This is a genomic window from Qipengyuania nanhaisediminis (assembly GCF_900115585.1).
GTDB classification, from domain to species: Bacteria; Pseudomonadota; Alphaproteobacteria; order Sphingomonadales; family Sphingomonadaceae; genus Qipengyuania; species Qipengyuania nanhaisediminis.
Window position 1 is genome coordinate 114,020 of sequence record NZ_FOWZ01000004.1, and the last position, 15,413, is coordinate 129,432.

The 15,413-nt window shown below is 64.7% G+C and carries 18 protein-coding genes and 1 tRNA gene; 9 read left to right on the forward strand and 10 right to left on the reverse strand.

Features of this window, described 5'->3' with window-relative positions:
• The first annotated feature begins 21 nt into the window (after positions 1-21).
• Positions 22-534, forward strand: coding sequence for a L,D-transpeptidase family protein (locus tag BM173_RS11880; protein WP_090482764.1), 513 nt, complete (start codon positions 22-24; stop codon positions 532-534).
• Positions 535-600: 66 nt separating this feature from the next.
• A complete protein-coding gene (locus BM173_RS11885; RefSeq protein WP_090481997.1) occupies positions 601-1,572 on the forward strand; it encodes a helix-turn-helix domain-containing protein in 972 nt (323 codons plus the stop codon).
• Here the strand turns inward: BM173_RS11885 and BM173_RS11890 are convergent.
• The 4 genes from BM173_RS11890 to argH all read right to left on the reverse strand — a co-directional run bounded on the left by BM173_RS11890 (position 1,569) and on the right by argH (position 5,274).
• Positions 1,569-2,342, reverse strand: coding sequence for a precorrin-2 dehydrogenase/sirohydrochlorin ferrochelatase family protein (locus tag BM173_RS11890; RefSeq protein ID WP_090482000.1), 774 nt, complete (start codon positions 2,340-2,342; stop codon positions 1,569-1,571). The genes BM173_RS11885 and BM173_RS11890 overlap by 4 nt on opposite strands.
• On the reverse strand, positions 2,342-3,601 hold the full coding sequence (gene lysA, locus BM173_RS11895; protein WP_090482003.1) for a diaminopimelate decarboxylase: 1,260 nt from the start codon (positions 3,599-3,601) through the stop codon (positions 2,342-2,344). The genes BM173_RS11890 and lysA overlap by 1 nt, the downstream gene beginning before the upstream one ends.
• 63 nt (positions 3,602-3,664) lie before the next feature.
• On the reverse strand, positions 3,665-3,901 hold the full coding sequence (locus tag BM173_RS11900) for a hypothetical protein (protein WP_090482005.1): 237 nt from the start codon (positions 3,899-3,901) through the stop codon (positions 3,665-3,667).
• Positions 3,901-5,274: an argininosuccinate lyase gene (gene argH / locus BM173_RS11905; RefSeq protein WP_090482008.1), complete on the reverse strand. Its 1,374-nt coding sequence runs from the start codon at positions 5,272-5,274 to the stop codon at positions 3,901-3,903. The genes BM173_RS11900 and argH overlap by 1 nt, the downstream gene beginning before the upstream one ends.
• 16 nt (positions 5,275-5,290) lie before the next feature.
• On the opposite strand from argH, the gene BM173_RS11910 reads away from it, so the two are divergent.
• Entirely contained in the window at positions 5,291-5,848 is a 558-nt protein-coding gene (locus BM173_RS11910) for a TlpA family protein disulfide reductase (RefSeq protein WP_090482011.1), read from the forward strand.
• On the opposite strand, the gene BM173_RS11915 is transcribed toward BM173_RS11910, so the two are convergent.
• Together BM173_RS11915 and BM173_RS14805 are read right to left on the reverse strand one after the other, a co-directional pair.
• Positions 5,849-5,924, reverse strand: a tRNA-Val gene (locus tag BM173_RS11915). It abuts the gene before it with no gap.
• Between the two features lie 55 nt (positions 5,925-5,979).
• Positions 5,980-6,345 carry a Crp/Fnr family transcriptional regulator gene (locus BM173_RS14805; RefSeq protein WP_245755878.1) on the reverse strand — a complete coding sequence of 122 codons (366 nt, stop codon included), beginning with the start codon at positions 6,343-6,345 and terminating at the stop codon, positions 5,980-5,982.
• 50 nt (positions 6,346-6,395) lie between these two features.
• Here BM173_RS14805 and BM173_RS14810 point away from each other — a divergent pair, with 50 nt between their 5' ends.
• Both BM173_RS14810 and BM173_RS11925 read left to right on the forward strand, forming a co-directional pair.
• A complete protein-coding gene (locus BM173_RS14810) occupies positions 6,396-6,764 on the forward strand; it encodes a hypothetical protein (protein ID WP_245755879.1) in 369 nt (122 codons plus the stop codon).
• 146 nt (positions 6,765-6,910) lie between these two features.
• Entirely contained in the window at positions 6,911-7,888 is a 978-nt protein-coding gene (locus BM173_RS11925; protein ID WP_090482014.1) for an asparaginase, read from the forward strand.
• A 3-nt stretch (positions 7,889-7,891) separates the two neighbouring features.
• On the opposite strand, the gene BM173_RS11930 is transcribed toward BM173_RS11925, so the two are convergent.
• The 3 genes from BM173_RS11930 to fmt all read right to left on the reverse strand — a co-directional run bounded on the left by BM173_RS11930 (position 7,892) and on the right by fmt (position 10,738).
• Positions 7,892-9,001, reverse strand: a complete 1,110-nt coding sequence (locus BM173_RS11930; protein ID WP_090482017.1) for a zinc-binding dehydrogenase — start codon at positions 8,999-9,001, stop codon at positions 7,892-7,894.
• Between the two features lie 82 nt (positions 9,002-9,083).
• Positions 9,084-9,833, reverse strand: coding sequence for a tRNA pseudouridine(38-40) synthase TruA (gene truA, locus BM173_RS11935; RefSeq protein WP_090482020.1), 750 nt, complete (start codon positions 9,831-9,833; stop codon positions 9,084-9,086).
• Positions 9,830-10,738, reverse strand: a complete 909-nt coding sequence (gene fmt, locus BM173_RS11940; protein ID WP_090482022.1) for a methionyl-tRNA formyltransferase — start codon at positions 10,736-10,738, stop codon at positions 9,830-9,832. The genes truA and fmt overlap by 4 nt, the downstream gene beginning before the upstream one ends.
• A gap of 52 nt (positions 10,739-10,790) precedes the next feature.
• Between fmt and recR the strand changes: the two genes are divergently transcribed.
• The 4 genes from recR (at position 10,791) to BM173_RS11960 (ending at position 13,652) form a co-directional block, all read left to right on the forward strand.
• Positions 10,791-11,387: a recombination mediator RecR gene (gene recR, locus BM173_RS11945; RefSeq protein WP_090482026.1), complete on the forward strand. Its 597-nt coding sequence runs from the start codon at positions 10,791-10,793 to the stop codon at positions 11,385-11,387.
• Between the two features lie 63 nt (positions 11,388-11,450).
• A complete protein-coding gene (locus tag BM173_RS11950; protein WP_090482029.1) occupies positions 11,451-12,017 on the forward strand; it encodes a peptide deformylase in 567 nt (188 codons plus the stop codon).
• The gene (locus BM173_RS11955) at positions 12,004-12,201 is read left to right on the forward strand and encodes a hypothetical protein (protein WP_090482032.1); all 198 of its coding nucleotides are present in this window, start codon (positions 12,004-12,006) and stop codon (positions 12,199-12,201) included. Before BM173_RS11950 ends, BM173_RS11955 begins: the two co-directional genes overlap by 14 nt.
• A gap of 53 nt (positions 12,202-12,254) precedes the next feature.
• A complete protein-coding gene (locus BM173_RS11960; RefSeq protein ID WP_090482035.1) occupies positions 12,255-13,652 on the forward strand; it encodes a DNA recombination protein RmuC in 1,398 nt (465 codons plus the stop codon).
• A 3-nt stretch (positions 13,653-13,655) separates the two neighbouring features.
• Here BM173_RS11960 and BM173_RS11965 read toward each other — a convergent pair whose 3' ends face one another.
• A complete protein-coding gene (locus BM173_RS11965) occupies positions 13,656-15,407 on the reverse strand; it encodes an amidohydrolase (protein ID WP_177201895.1) in 1,752 nt (583 codons plus the stop codon).
• Between the last annotated feature and the right edge of the window lie 6 nt (positions 15,408-15,413).

Here is a 15,413-nt window from a genome sequence, read left to right on the forward strand (position 1 = left end):
AAAATCGATAGCCTGATTGCGATGCGGTTCCTTTTTCTCTTTGCCTGCCTCTTGGCGACGGCCTGCTCGCAAGGCGTGCCGCAAGCGCGTGCGCAACAGGCGCAGGACGAGGAGCGGGCGGATTTCGTGCTGGTCGACAAGTCGGACCGCACGCTTTGGGTTTACCAGGCGGGCAAGATCATCCGCACGTATGACGGCTTGCAATATGGCGACCAGCCGGTCGGCCACAAACGCTTCGAAGGGGACGAGCGCACGCCCGAAGGCCGCTACACCATCACCTATGGCAACGAGCAGTCGAGCTATTACCTCAGTCTCTACATCGATTATCCCAACGCCGCCGACAAAGCCTATGCCAAGGCGCGGGGGCGCTCGCCCGGTGGGCTCATTTTCCTGCATGGCCAGCCCAATGGAATGCCCTTCGATGCGCGCGTTCCGGGCGACTGGACCGATGGCTGCATTGCCCTCTCCAACCGCGAGATAGCGGAACTGTGGTCGCTGATTCCGGACGGGACGCCGATCGAAATACGCCCCTGAATTCTTGACACGATCACTGTTTGTTCTCACAAAGTTCTCCTACAGAGACTCGTGAGAGGTGATTCCATGCAGGCCGATTTCAGTTACGAACCGGTGTATGACGGGGCCGGATGCCAGCTTGGCGTGACCATATTGGCGGACCGCGATGCCGTGCGCGCGCAGATGCGCGACGATGCCGTTGCAGCGGGCTTTCGCGTGCTGGAATGCTGCCGGCTGGACGAGTTTGCCAGCGGCTCCATCGCGGCGCTGGGGGACCTCGTGCTGGTCGACTGCCTTGTGGCCGATGCGGAGACGATGGCGCTGCTCGCCCGGCTCGACATGCGGGCGGGCAAGTCGGGCGCGCAGATGGTGATCTCGACCGGTATGGACGCGCTCGATGCGGTGTTCGGCTGTTTCTCCATGTCGGGCGCGCAGATCCTCGTCGAACCGGGACGTGCGGAGCGGATTATCGCGGTGGGCCGTGTGCTGGCCGATGTGCCAAACCTGAGATTGCGAGAACTCGCCGAGGAAGACCGGCTAATGCTCCTTCGCCTCACCGAACAGGTCGGCAAGATGGCAGAACGGATCGAACGCCTGTCTCCAGGACAGCGGGAAGGCGGGGGCGCTTTCAGGCTGGAAGCAGCGTCACAGGCCTGGCGCGGACAGGATGCCGCAGGCGGGGCGGGCAATGGGGCAAACCTGCCCGAGGCGGCTGCTATCCGTGCCGTCATTCGCCGCCGCCAGATGCGCGCCAAGTTCTTCGATGCGGACCTCTTTGCCGATCCGGCGTGGGATATATTGCTCGACCTCGCCGCTGCTCGCGCCGGAAGGGAGCGGGTCAGCGTCACTTCGCTGTGCATCGCGGCTGGCGTTCCTGCCACCACGGCGCTGCGCTGGATCACGCAAATGGTCGAAAGCGGCCTGCTGCTGCGCATTCCCGATCCCGCCGACCGTCGCCGCGCGCATATCGCGCTGGCCGACAGCACGGCCGATGCAATGGCACGCTATTTCCGCGAAGCCGGTATCGGCTCGAGCCAACAAATCGCGGCGGTGGCCTAGCCCTTCCTGATCACGACCCGTCGGCCGCTGGTCGGTGGATCCTCGCACGGCAGGACATGACGCGCCGCATCGGCTCGCGCACGGATCAGGATTGCTTCCGGAACGCTGCTCTCGTGAAGCACGTGATCGGCCTCTCCCAGCGCGCGCGCCTGCCGGATGGTCAGGTCTTCCGGATCATCGCTCGCCAGCACGATCTCGAGGACCGCGTCTGCTACAGGATCGCCGCCATCCTCTATCCAGCGCTCTACATCCTCTACACTCTTCGCGGCCATTACATCGAGTGCGCCGCCCTGTGAAAGGGCACCATCCAGCGCACGGCGGCGGTCGTCGCCGGAGGGGAATCTCGCCCGGATTTTCTCGCGCGCGTTGGATAATGCCTCGGCTAATCCGCCAAGATTTTGCGGCAGGATCGCCTCCAGCCGCAGGCGCAGGTGCTTCGCCAGTCCGGCCGATGCTCCGCCCGTGCTCACCGCGACCAGCACGGGATCGCGCTCCAGCAGGCTGGGCAGTGTAAAGTCGCACAGGTCCGGCCTATCCGCCACGTTGACCAGCAGGCCGAGGCGCTTCAGTCGAAACGCCGCGGCCTCTGCCGCGCGCTGGTCTTCGAGCGCTACAAATGCCAGTTTCGCATGATGGGCCTCGGTCTCCGCGCAGGGAATGCCCCCGGCACGCCCAACAAGCCGCGCCTTTGCCTCCGCCATTTCGCCGCTGCCCACCACCACGACCCGCTGGCCGGAAATGCGGTGGAACAGCGGGAGCGAATGCAACATCAGTCGAGCCACTCCGGCACGCGTTCCGCGTCCATGATCGCACCTGCAGCGATCCTGTCGGCGACGGTCGCGAAACGGTCGCCGTCGACCAGCACTTCGGCCACGAAGCCGCGCGAATTGTAGCTCGACGCCATGGTCGCGCCATAGGCCCCTGCAGTGCGAAAAACCGCTAGTTCCCCTGCGATCAGCGCATCGCATTCGCGGTCCATCGCGAAAGTATCGCCGGTCTCGCAGATGGGGCCGACGATGTGCGCGGTCATGCGCTCTCCGGTTGGTTCTACCGCCTCGAAATCATGCCAGGCGCCGTACATGGCGGGACGAGCGAGGTCGTTCATCGCCGCGTCGACAACCACGAATGGCCGCTCTATCCCGCGTTTTACGCGCACCACCCGGGTGAGGAGGACACCGGCATTCCCGGCAATCACACGGCCCGGTTCGAACATCAGGCGCACGTCCCAGCCCTTGGACACGCGCGCGACCATTTCACCATAGGCTGCAGGCGAGGGATATTCCTCGCCGCTCTTGTACGGCACGCCAAGCCCGCCGCCGAGGTCGGCATGGGTCACCTTGCAGCCTTGCGCGCGCAGGTCGGCAATCAGCTGCCCGACCTTGCCGAAGGCGGTTTCCAGTGGCTCGAGATCGGCAAGCTGGCTACCGATGTGAACGGCCACGCCGCGCATATCCAAGCCGTCTTCGCCCGCCAGCGAAGCGTAGATTTCGACCGCCCGGTCGATCGGGACGCCGAACTTGTTCTCGCGCTTGCCGGTCGAGATCTTCTCGTGGGTTCGCGCATCGACGTCGGGATTGACGCGCAGGGCGCAGGCGGCGGTCTTGCCGAAGCGGCGGGCGATCGCCGCCAATTCGTAGCCTTCTTCCTCGCTCTCGATGTTGAACTGGCCGATCCCGCATTCGAGGCCCTGCTGCAGTTCGTCATGGGTCTTGCCGACGCCGGAGAACACGATGTCTTCGGGCTTCATCCCGGCGGCCAAGGCGCGGGTCAGCTCTCCACCAGAGACGACGTCGGCGCCGTAGCCCATGTAGGCGAGCACGCGCAGCACGGCGAGGTTGGGGTTGGATTTGACCGCGAAGGCAATGTGCGGATTGTCGAGCGCGGACAGCCCTTCGCGATAGACGCGGGCGTGGCGTTCCAGCGTGGCGCGCGAATAGACGTAGACGGGTGTGCCGACCGCCTCTGCGATCTGGGTAAGCGGCACGTCCTCTGCATGAAGGACGCCGTCGCGGATCTGGAAATGGTCCATGGCCAGCGCGTTTGCCGAATGGCCATGCCTAAGTCTAGCAAGCCTTGCTTGTCGCGCTGCAACCTACTCGGGCGGGAGGTCGAAGGGATCGTCCTCGCGCTCTTCCGAGCGGGTGCGCAATTCGGTGCTGCGTTCGGGCGCGGCCTGGGGAGCAACCTGGAGCAGATCGTCGGCATCGGGCTGCACTTCGGCACCGAAGGGGGCAGGCGGCAGCGTCTCGCCCGCCAAAGGCTTCAGCTGCGCCTTCTGCCCACAGGCGGACAGCAGGGTGAGGGCAATAATCAGGGCGCCAAGGCGCATCAGAACTTCTCCAGCCGCTTGCGGGCGTCTTCTACCTGCTCCCTTACCCGCTCCGGCGCGGTCCCGCCATAGGAAGCGCGCGCGGCGACCGATGCATCGATCGAAAGCGCGTCGAAAACGCGTTCGTCGATACGGCTGTCGATGGCCTTGAGATCCTCGATGGCAAGGCCGTCGAGGGCGACGCCTTTCTCGTCGGCCAGCTTTACGGCGGCGCCGGTGATGTGATGCGCCTCGCGGAAAGGAATGTCCGCCTGCCGCACGAGCCAGTCGGCAAGGTCGGTCGCCGTCGCGTGACCTGCTTCCGCAGCCTTGCGCATCCGGGCCTTGTCGAAGCCGCTGTCCGCCACCATTCCCGCCATCGCCGCGAGCGAAAGGTCCATGAGACCCGCCGCCTCGAAGACCGGCGGCTTGTCGTCCTGCATATCCTTGGAATAGGCCAGCGGCAGGCCCTTCATCGTCACCATCAGCGCCGTGGTGCACCCGATCACGCGCCCCGCATGGCCGCGCACCAGCTCGGCGGCGTCGGGATTGCGCTTTTGCGGCATGATCGAGCTGCCGGTCGACAGCGTGTCGGGCAGTTTGACGAAGCCGAAGGGCTGGCTGGCCCAGATGATGAACTCCTCGGCCAGGCGGGAGAGGTGCAGGGCGCACTGGCTGGCGGCCATGAGGTAATCGAGCGCGAAATCGCGATCCGACACCGCATCGAGGCTGTTGCAGGTGGGCCGGGCGAAATCCAGCGCCTGTGCAATCATCTCGCGGTCGAGATCGAAGCCGGTCCCGGCAAGCGCCGCCGATCCGAGCGGGCATTCGTCCATCCGCTCCAGCGCGTCTGCAAACCGCGAGCGGTCGCGCGCCAGCATCTCGAAATAGGCGAGCAGGTGATGGCCGAGCGTCACGGGCTGCGCGGTTTGCAAATGGGTAAAGCCGGGCATGATCGTATCGGCATGCTCGTCGGCGCGGGCGACAAGCGCGTGCAGCACCGCATCTATCCCCGCGATCGCGCGGCGATTGGCGCTGCGCACCCACATGCGGAAATCGGTCGCCACCTGGTCGTTACGGCTGCGAGCGGTATGGAGCCGCCCGGCGACCGGGCCGACGATTTCGGTCAGCCGCGCCTCGACAGTCATGTGGATGTCTTCGAGGTCCCAATCTTCGGCTACGCCGTCAGCTTCGTATTCCTCGGCGATCTGCGCCAAGCCCTTGTCGATCGCGGCGGCGTCCGCCTCGCTCACGATGCCCTGCCTGGCCAGCATGGCGACATGAGCACGGCTGCCGGCGATGTCCTCGCGCCATAGCGCCTTGTCGAAGGGGATAGAGGCGTTGATTTCGCGCATGATCGCGCTAGGCCCTTCGGCGAACCTGCCGCCCCACATTGCATTGGAGCCTTGATTGTCCCGCTTATCGCTCACGCTGATCGTCACCCTGGGTCTTGCTGTGTCCGCCTGCGATAGGAGCGCACCCGATGAGGCGCAAGAAAGCGGTGCTTCACAGATAACAACCGGCGAGATCGACCGCACCTATGCCGACAGCCTTATGCCCGCCATCAATGTAAGCGATCCGGACGGGCGGCAGATCAACCTTGGCGCATTGCAGGGAACGCCTGTGCTGCTGAACCTGTGGGCGACATGGTGCGCGCCGTGCAAGAAGGAGATGCCGCTGCTCGATGCTCTTGCCGGCGACTTCGACGAGCAATTGCATGTCATCACCGTCAGCCAGGATGCGGGCGGCGCGGAAAAGGTCGCGCCCTATTTCGCGGTGAACGAATTCGCCTATCTCGAGCCGTGGATGGACCCGCAGAACGAGCTGGGCCTGCATTACGACAACACGCCGCTGCCCACCACGATCCTCTACGATGCGCAGGGGCTGGAGGTCTGGCGCGTCGTCGGCGACTACGACTGGGCGAGCGAGGAAGCGCGCGCTGCCGTGAGAGAGGTTGCGGGGGAATGATGGTGGGCGCTGACGGGCTCGAACCGCCGACCCTCTCGGTGTAAACGAGATGCTCTACCAACTGAGCTAAGCGCCCCCTTGTGGGGTGAAGCGCGCATGTAGCGCGGTTTCGCGCCGGGTCAAGCGCGAGATTAGTCCCAGCCCTGATCCAGCTTCAACGCGCCGTCGCCATACAGATAGTCTGCGTTGAAGCGCGCATATCGCTTCAACCGGTCCCAGTCGTCCGTGTAAAGATCGCCGCGGCGGATTTCGGCAACGCCCAGATCGCGCAATTTGCCGACCGCGCGATTGGCGTGGATGGCGCTGACGCCGCACATGTCGGCAAGGTCCAGCTGGGTGAACGGCGTGCGCAAGGCGCGCGGTACGTTGCGACCGATGAGTTCCAGCCGCTTGTGCAATTCGGCGTAAAGATGCGCGATCCGCTTGGGCGCATCCAGCTGTTCCAGGATCTGGATCCACTTGCGATGGACGACGCATCCAGCAGCGTGGCAAACCACATGGCACGTGCGATATTGGGGCGCTCCTGCATGACGGTGCGCAGGCTTTCGTGGCTGACGCTGCCGATCTTGACCGGGCCTGCCGCCACGATGCTGTGATCGAGACGCTTCAGTGCGAAGCCGTGCAAGTCGATAAAATCGCCGGGCACCTGGATACCGACAATGTAGCGGCGATCGCCGCTTTCGATCGTGCGGAACACATAGCCTTCGATGAGCATCGTGCTCTTATTGGTCACGTCCCCTCTTTCGAGCAGGCGCGTGCCATCGCCGTGTTCTTCCACGGTGTCGATGAGTCCCTCGATGTAATCCAGGTCATTCCCGTCCAGATGTTCCCTCAGTCGTCCGGCGAGGAACTCGCCGGTCAGAGGGTATCGGGCAGACCTTATGTCACCACGAATTGCGTCCATCGGGAGCGATAAAGCAAGCTGCTCGCGCAAGGTCCATTAACGCATGTTAGCTTTATGTTCGTTTCTGCAAATTGGACGCATTTTTGATACGGCGAGTTTGTCGTATGTTATAAATTCCCGCCGTGACCGGGTGAATTTTTCCCGCTATTCCGCCGCCAATGACGACACGACTGAAAGTCCTTGCCACCGGAGGCACGATTGCAGGAATCGCAGGCTCTGCGATCGCGAGCGATTATCGCTCGGGCGAAATCGGGATCGAGGATTATCTCGAAAAAGTCGGCGGCCTGGGGCTGGAGGCTGAACTGTCGGGCCGCCAGATCGCCAATATCGATTCAGGCGATATCGGCCCCAAGGTGTGGAACGAGCTCCATGCGGCAATCTGCGAAAGCCTGGCCGACGATGGGTGCGACGGAGTGGTCGTTACCCATGGCACCGACACGCTGGAAGAAACGGCGTTCCTGCTCGACCTGACCTTGCCGGCGACCAAGCCCGTGGTGGTCGTGGGCGCCATGCGCCCGGCCGATGCGGTGGGCTATGACGGTCTGCGCAATTTCGCCAATGCCGTGCGTGTCGCGAGCGATCCGGATGCTGCGGGACGCGGCGTGCTGGTGGTGATGGGCGACCGCGTGTTCGGCGCGCGCGACGTGCGCAAGGTCCGCACGCGGGGGACCGACGCCTTCAGGGGCTTTCCGCGCGAATCCGTCGGGCTCGTCACGCCCGCTTCGCTCGAATGGTTCGGTGCTCCCTGGCGCGAGGACGAAGCTGCCGCCTTTGCGTGGTGCGACGACTTGCCGCAGGTCGTGATCGCCTATGCCCATGCGGGCCTGTGTGCCGAGGAAGTGCTTCGCCTCGTTGGCGAGGAAACGCGGGGTATCGTCGTTGCAGGCGTGGGCGAGGGCAATATGCCCGAACGCGTGCGGCAGGAACTGGCGCTGCTGGCCCAGGGCGGCATCGCCGTCGTTCGCGCGAGCCGGACCGATGAAGGGCTGGTCGACCGCGAGGCCGAGGACACGCCGAACGGCTTCGTCGCCGCCCGCGCGCTCAACCCGCAGAAGGCGCGCATCCTGCTGCAATTGCTGCTGGCAAGCGGGACCGGACATCCCGCCGCCATCCAGCGCGCCTTCGACGGTCGCTAAGCCTCAGCCGTTGGGCAGGACGAGGTATTTCTCGCCCGTCTTCATCTGCCGATAGTCGAGGATCGCTTCCTTGGTCAGCATGCCTTCGAGGTCGACCTTGGTCTTGTAGCTGCTGGCGAAAGTGGTGGTGAGGTTGTCGAGCACGCGCTTCCTCATCCGCATCACCGTTTCCATGCCTGCCGTCTGGAGGAAGGGCGTCAGCAGCCAGCCCGACAGCGTCCAGCCGAAGCCGTAGGACGGGGTCAGCGTGGTCGGCCCGAAGTCGAGGCGGCCGTAGATGAACATCCGCTTCTGCTGGTTCGAACCATAGCGCGAATATTCGGTCATCTTGCCCACCGCGACCTGTTCCATCGCCTTGAAGCAGGTGTCGACCATCTGGCCGCCGCCGATCGGGTCGAAGCCGTAGAAAGCGTCGGTTTCGTCGATGGCGGCCTTGAGGTTGGCCATAAAATCATCAGCGGAGGAATTGACGACATGGCTGGCGCCGAGCCCCTTCAGCAGGTCCACCTGCTCCTGCTTGCGTACGATGTTGACGAGGCCGAGGCCGTCTTCTTGGCAGATCTTGACCAGCATCTGGCCAAGGTTCGATGCGCCGACCGTGTGCAGGATCGCCTTCTGGCCGTCCATCTTGGCGTTCTCGGCGAAGCCGAGCGCAGTCATCGGATTGACGAAGCTGGAAGCGCCCGCTTCCGCGCTGTGATCGCCAAGCGGCAGGCACATGGCGGCATCCGCGATAGCGTACTGGCTGTAGGCATTGCCAGGAACGCAGGCGACGCGCTGGCCCATCAGCGCCTTGGCCATGTCGCTATCGCCGGTGGCGACGACCGTGCCGGCACCTTCGTTACCTGCGGGAAGGCGCTGGCCGTGGCGAGCCTTCTGGCCCGAATTGAACGGCTCGGGCATTTTCGCGACGACCTTGCCGGGCGAATATTCCGCATTTTCGAAATCGGCAGCACCGGTGAGGATGGCGAGGTCCGACGGATTGATCGGGGCCGCTTCCATTTTGACCAGGACCTGGTTGCCTGTCGGTTCGGGGAAGGTGCTTTCGGCGATCTCGACGGTCAGCGTGCCGTCGGATTCTAGAGTGGTGAAAAGCTGTTTGCCGGTGGTCATCCAATTCCCTTTCGTTGCTTTACGAAACCTGTTTGCAGCCTCGCTACGCCTCGAAATCGGGCTTGGCTAGGGTGCCGTTACGTCAGGCGTCGTCCGGATAGGTCGCCGCAACGAAATAGAGGCCGTGGGGCGGCGCGTTGAGGCCCAGTTCCTGCCGGTCGCGTGCTTCGAGCGCCTTTTTCACATCATCGACGGCCCAGCGGCCCATGCCGACGAGCGCGAGGCAGCCGACCATGGAGCGCACCTGGTGATGCAGGAAACTGCGCGCCGCCGCGTGGATCAGGACATGATCCCCGTCGCGCTCAACATCGAGGCGGTCGAGCGTCTTTTGCGGACTGGCCGACTGGCAATGGGCGGACCGGAAGGTGGTGAAATCGTGATTGCCGACCAACGCCTGCGCGGCTTGGTGCATGGCCGCCTCGTCGAGCGGCTGGGGCACATGCCAGGCGCGGTTTTTCTCCAGCGTCAGCGGCGCGCGGCGATTGGCGATGCGGTAGACATAGCTGCGCCCCACGCAGGTGAAGCGCGCGTGCCAATCGTCCGGTACGACTTCGCAATGCGTCACTGCCACCGGATCGGGGCGCAGCTTTGCATTGAGCGCCTCCATCAGGCGGAAGGGTTCGATATCCTTCTCGATGTCGAGATGGCTGCGCATCGCCAGCGCATGCACGCCGGTGTCGGTCCGCCCGGCGCTGGCCAGCCGCACATCCTCGCCGGTCACCGCGAAGGCCGCTTCCTCGACGGCCTGCTGCACGCTCGGGCCGTGGGGCTGGCGCTGCAGGCCGAAAAACGGCGTGCCGTCGAATTCGAGGGTGAGCGCGAAACGGGTCACGAAAGGCGCGTGCCCTTGGCGATCGGATTGCCGCGCAGAAAGGTCTCTAGGTCCATGCGCGGCTTGCCGGCCCGCTGCAGTTCGAGCGGACGGATCGCGCCGTCGCTGCACGCGATGGCGAGGCGGTCGTCCAACACCTCTCCCGCGTCACCTGCACCCTCGCATGTCTCTGCGCGCAGCAGTTTCACCCGCTGGCCGTCGTGGTCGAACCATGCGCCGGGGAAGGGCGAGAGGCCATGCACATGACGCACGACCTCTTCTGCCGGACGGGTCCAGTCCAGCCGCGCCTCCGCCTTGTCGATCTTGGCGGCATAGGTCGCCTCGGCATCGTCCTGTTCGACCGCGTGCAGCGCGTCGAGATCGATCAGCGTGCCGACCATCAGCTGCGCACCCAGTTCGGCCAGTTCCTCGGTCAGTTCGCCCGTGGTCTTGTCCTCGATCGGTGTGCGCACGGTGGCGAGCATGGGGCCGGTATCGAGACCCGCTTCCATCTGCATGATCGTGACCCCGGTCACCTCGTCACCCGCCATTATCGAGCGATGGATGGGCGCCGCACCGCGCCAGTGCGGCAGGATGGACGCATGGACGTTGAGGCAGCCGTGCTTTGGCGCATCGAGGATCGCCTGCGGCAGGATCAGGCCATAGGCCGCGACCACCGCGATATCGGCGTCGAGTGCGGCAAAAGCCTCCTGCTCTTCGGCGGATTTCAGCGATTTGGGATGGCGCACCTCGATCCCCAGCCGGTCTGCCCGTTCGTGCACGGCGGTCTTCGTCAGTTCCTTGCCGCGGCGACCGCCGGGGCGGGGCGGCTGCGTGTAGACACACACGACCTCATGCGCCGCATCGACCAGCGCCTGCAGCGTGGGCACGGCGAAATCCGGGCTTCCCATGAAGATTATGCGCATGACGTGTTCTATGGCCTTTCTTGGTCGCGCCTGCGCCCCTATCTGTGCATCTATGGCATCGCAAGAGATCGAGACGCTGGCTTCTGCGCTGGCGCGCCTTCCCGGCCTCGGCCCGCGCAGCGCGCGGCGTGCGGTGCTGTGGCTGGTCAAGCGCCGCGAAAGCGCGCTGCCCGCGCTGCTCGAAGCGCTGGCAACCGTGGGCGAGGCGCTGGTCGAATGCGACACCTGCGGCAATGTCGATACCACCAACCCCTGCGGCATCTGCGCCGACCCGCGCCGCGATGGCAAGGGCCTGTGCGTGGTGGAGGACGTGGCGGATCTCTGGGCGCTCGACCGGGCGAAGCTATTCACCGGCAAGTACCACGTGCTCGGCGGCAAGCTGTCGGCCCTGGACGGCGTTCGCCCTGAAGACCTCAATATCGCCAGCCTGCTGTCGCGCGTCGAGGCGGGCGGGGTGGACGAGGTGGTCCTCGCCATGAACGCAACGCTCGAAGGCCAGACCACGGCGCACTACATCGCCGAACGGCTGGAGGACTTCCCGATCCGCATCACCCAGCTGGCGCATGGCCTGCCGGTGGGCGGGGAACTGGACTATCTCGACGAGGGAACGCTGGCGCAGGCGCTGCGTGCGCGGCGGCCGCTCGGCTAATCGATCAGAGAGTGCAGGCCAATTCGATTGAATTGGTCGCATTCAGCGCCTATCTGAACCCCCATGGCTATCCGTGAAATCCTCGAAGTGCCGGATCCCCGGCTCAAGACCGTGTCCGAACCCGTAACCGAGTTCGACGACGAGCTGAAAACGCTGGTCGAGGACATGTTCGAAACCATGTATGCCGCGCCCGGCATCGGCCTCGCCGCGATCCAGGTCGGCGTGCCCAAGCGCCTGCTCGTCATCGATCTCCAGCCGGAAGACACCGATGCCGAGCCGGAAGAGTGCGATCACGGCGGCCATCACCACCACCATTATCCGACGAAGAAGGAACCGCGGGTCTTCGTGAACCCCGAAATCCTCGATCCGGCGGACGAGCTGGCAAGCTACCAGGAAGGCTGCCTTTCGGTCCCCGATATCTTCGCCGATGTCGACCGTCCGGCCACCTGCCGCGTGCGCTACCAGGACCTCGACGGCAATGTGCACGAAGAAGAGATGGAAGGCCTGATGGCCACCTGCATCCAGCACGAGATGGACCACCTCGAAGGCATTCTCTTCATCGACCACCTCTCGCGCCTCAAGCGCAACATGGCCCTGAAGAAGCTGAAGAAGCTGCGTGAGGCAGCCTGACCGGATCAGCTGGTCGCAGGCGGCACTGGCCGGACTGCTGTTCGCCCTGATCAGCTGCACCTGGCGCTATCTCAGCGACGGTGCGGGTTTCGACGAGCTCGCGATCCGCTTCGCCGCCTATTTCCTCGCCTTCACGGTGGGGTTCTATTTCCTCTACAACCTCGTGGTGAAACGCCAGCGGTAGATAGCTTTCCGCGCCCTCTGGCGTTCTCTCTCCGTTCCGCCTAATGTCGCGGGATGGACCCGATGATTTTCATACTTATCGCATTGTTCGCCGGCCTCCTTGTCGGAGGGCTCGCCGGCTGGTTTTTCGGCTCTCGCCCGGTGGCGGATTGGAAGGCCCGCCATGCGGAGCGCGATGGCGAGGCGAAGGACCTGTCCGAAAAGCTGTCACGCATGGCACCCGAACTGGCGACCATGTCGGATCGCGCCGCGCGGGCGGATGAACTCGCGCGCAAGCTGGACGAAGAGCGCGAGGCGCACGGCGCGCTGAAAGCGCGGGCCGCCGGTTTCGAGGAGCAGAAGCGCCTGCTGGAGGAATCGCGCGCCAACCTGCTCAAGGAATTCGAGAATACCGGTGCGAAAGTCCTCGGCGCGGCGCAGGAGAAATTCCTCGAACGGGCGAGCGAGCGGCTGGGCCATTCGGAAAAAACCTCGGAAGAGAAGATCAAGGCCCTGTTGCAACCGGTCGGGGAACGGCTGGCCAAGTACGAACGCCAAGTCGCCGATCTGGAAGAAAAGCGCACCGATGCCTTCGGGCGGCTCTACCAGCAGATCACCGAAATGCAGCGCGGGCAGGAAGAGGTCCGGCGCGAGGCGCAGCGGCTCGGCAACAGCCTCACCAATGCCCCCAAGGCGCGCGGTCGCTGGGGGGAGCGGGCCTTGCAGAACGTGCTGGAACAGTGTGGTCTGTCCGAACACACCGATTTCATCCTCGAACAGTCGGTCGATACCGAAAGCGGACGCCTGCGGCCCGATGCCATCGTCAACGTGCCGGGCCAGAAGAAGCTGGTGATCGATGCCAAGGTGTCGCTCAATGCCTACCAGGCGGCGTTCGAGGCAGAGGACGATGCAGAGCGCGCACGGCACATGGACCAGCACGCCAAGTCGATGCGCGGTCATGTCCAGACCCTCGGCTCGAAGGGCTATCAGAGCCAGTTCGACGACGCGCCCGATTACGTGGTCATGTTCGTCCCCGGAGAGCATTTCGTGGCTGCCGCGCTTGAACACGATCCCGAGCTGTGGGACTTCGCGTTCCACAACAAGGTCCTGCTTGCGACGCCGACCAATCTCGTCGCGATCGCGCGGACCGTCGCACAGGTCTGGCGGCAGGACACGATCGCCCAGGAAGCGGTCGCCATCGGCAAGGCCGGGGCAGAGCTTTACGACCGGCTGGCGGTCGCTGCGGAGCACATGAAACGCGTGGGCGGCGGCTTGGAAACTGCGGTCAACAATTACAACAAGTTCGTCGGCAGTTTCGAGCGCAACGTGCTTTCTGCCGGTCGCCGCCTGTCGGAGCAGGGCATCGAGATCGGCAAGCGCGAGATCGAGGAAGTGCCCAAGGTCGAGGCGACCCCCCGCTACAATGCGGAAGACGCCGCGCAGATCGAGGATGGCCGCGAAGCCGCGGAATAGGACCTATTTCTCGTAGACGATCCGGCCATCGACGATGGTCATCACGATCTCTCCGTCCAGCAGCCCCGCAGGATCGGTCCGGGCGAGGGTGAAGGGGTCGATATCCATGACTGTCAGATCGGCCCAGCGGCCCGGCGAGATGATGCCGGTCTCGTCCTCGCGGAAGCCCGCATAGGCCGACCACGAGGTGTAGGCGCGGATCGCTTCCTCGATTGTCACTGCCTCTTCGGGATACCACCCGCCGTCGGGCTGCAGGTCCTTGTCGCGCCGAGTCACGGCAGCGTGGAGACCGTAGAAGATGCTGTGATCGCTGCCGGGATTGTCGGCGTTGAAGGTCATGCGTGCGCCGTTTCGTAGCAAGGTGCGCCAGGCATAGGCGCCGCGAATGCGCTCCGGCCCGAGCCTGTCTTCGGCCCAGGTCTTGTCCTCCACAGCGTGGGGCGGTTCCATCGATGCGATGACGCCCAGTTCGGCAAAGCGGCCCATATCTTCGGGGGCGATGACCTGAGCGTGCTCGATCCGGTGGCGGTTGTCGCGCGCTCCGGGGGTCTCGGCAAAGACGCGCTCGAGAATGTCCAGGGCCTCGCGATTGCCCGCGTCGCCGATGGCGTGGATGCCGGTCTGGAAGCCCGCTTTCATCGCCGCTTCGTTCAATTCGCGATCGAAGCCGTAGCCGCTCCCGCTGACGCCGCGATGGCCGGGACGGTCGGCGTAGTCCTCCAGCAGGCGCGCCCCGCGAGAGCCCAGCGCCCCGTCGTAATAGGCCTTCACCGAACGCGCCACGAGCATGGAATCCGTGTCGCTATCCGGTCCCCTCGCGATCCAGCGGCGCATCAGCGGCTCATCGCGCAGCGAGAGCATGGCGTAGACGCGGATCGGCAGATCGTCGCTTGCCTCCAGCGCGGCGAACGTCTCCATCGCATGGGTATCCGCGCCCGCTTCATGGACCGTGACATAGCCGTCCCGCGCCATCTGCATCAGGCCCTTGCGTGTCTGCCGCACGCGGGTTTCGAGCGACGCCGTGGGGATCGCCGCGTCCAGCATGGTCGTGGCCCGGTTGAGGAAGACGCCGCTGGGCGCGCCATCGTCGCCGAGCCGCATTTCGCCGCCCTCGGGCACTGCGCTCTGCGACGTGATCCCTCCCGCATCGAGCGCCGCCTGGTTCGTCCATAGCCCGAAGCCATGGAGGCTGCGCATCACGACCGGATGATCGGGCACCGCTGCGCTGAGCAGCGCCTTGTCGGGATAGGCATTGGCCCAGGCGCCTTCGTCCCAGCCTGCGCCGATAATCCATTCTCCGGCAGGCAGCATCTTGGCGCGTTCGGCAACCAGCGCGACGGCTTCGGCCTCGGTCGCGACATCGGTGAGATCGACGGCGTCGAGCTTCGCCCCGAATTCGACCACATGGGTGTGGGTATCGACAAGCCCCGGCAGGACCGTCGCGCCCCGAAGGTCGACTATGCGCGTTTCGGCACCCTGCCACGCAAGAGCGTCCTGCGCACTTCCGGCGAACACGATTGCGCCATCGTCGATCGCGATGGCTTCGGCGTCAGGTCGCCAGTTCGTTCCGTCGAAAGGAGCGTCGGCTGCCGGATTGCCCTCCCCGTCGGGATCACCCCAGGCGAGCGTATAGACCCGGGCGTTGGTAAGGATCAGGTCAGCCGGATCGGCTTTTGCAACTTCGACAGGGGCAGTGACGCAGGCCGACAGGAGCAAGGCTCCAGCTACTCCGGCCAATCTCGTAATTATCATCATCCCGTC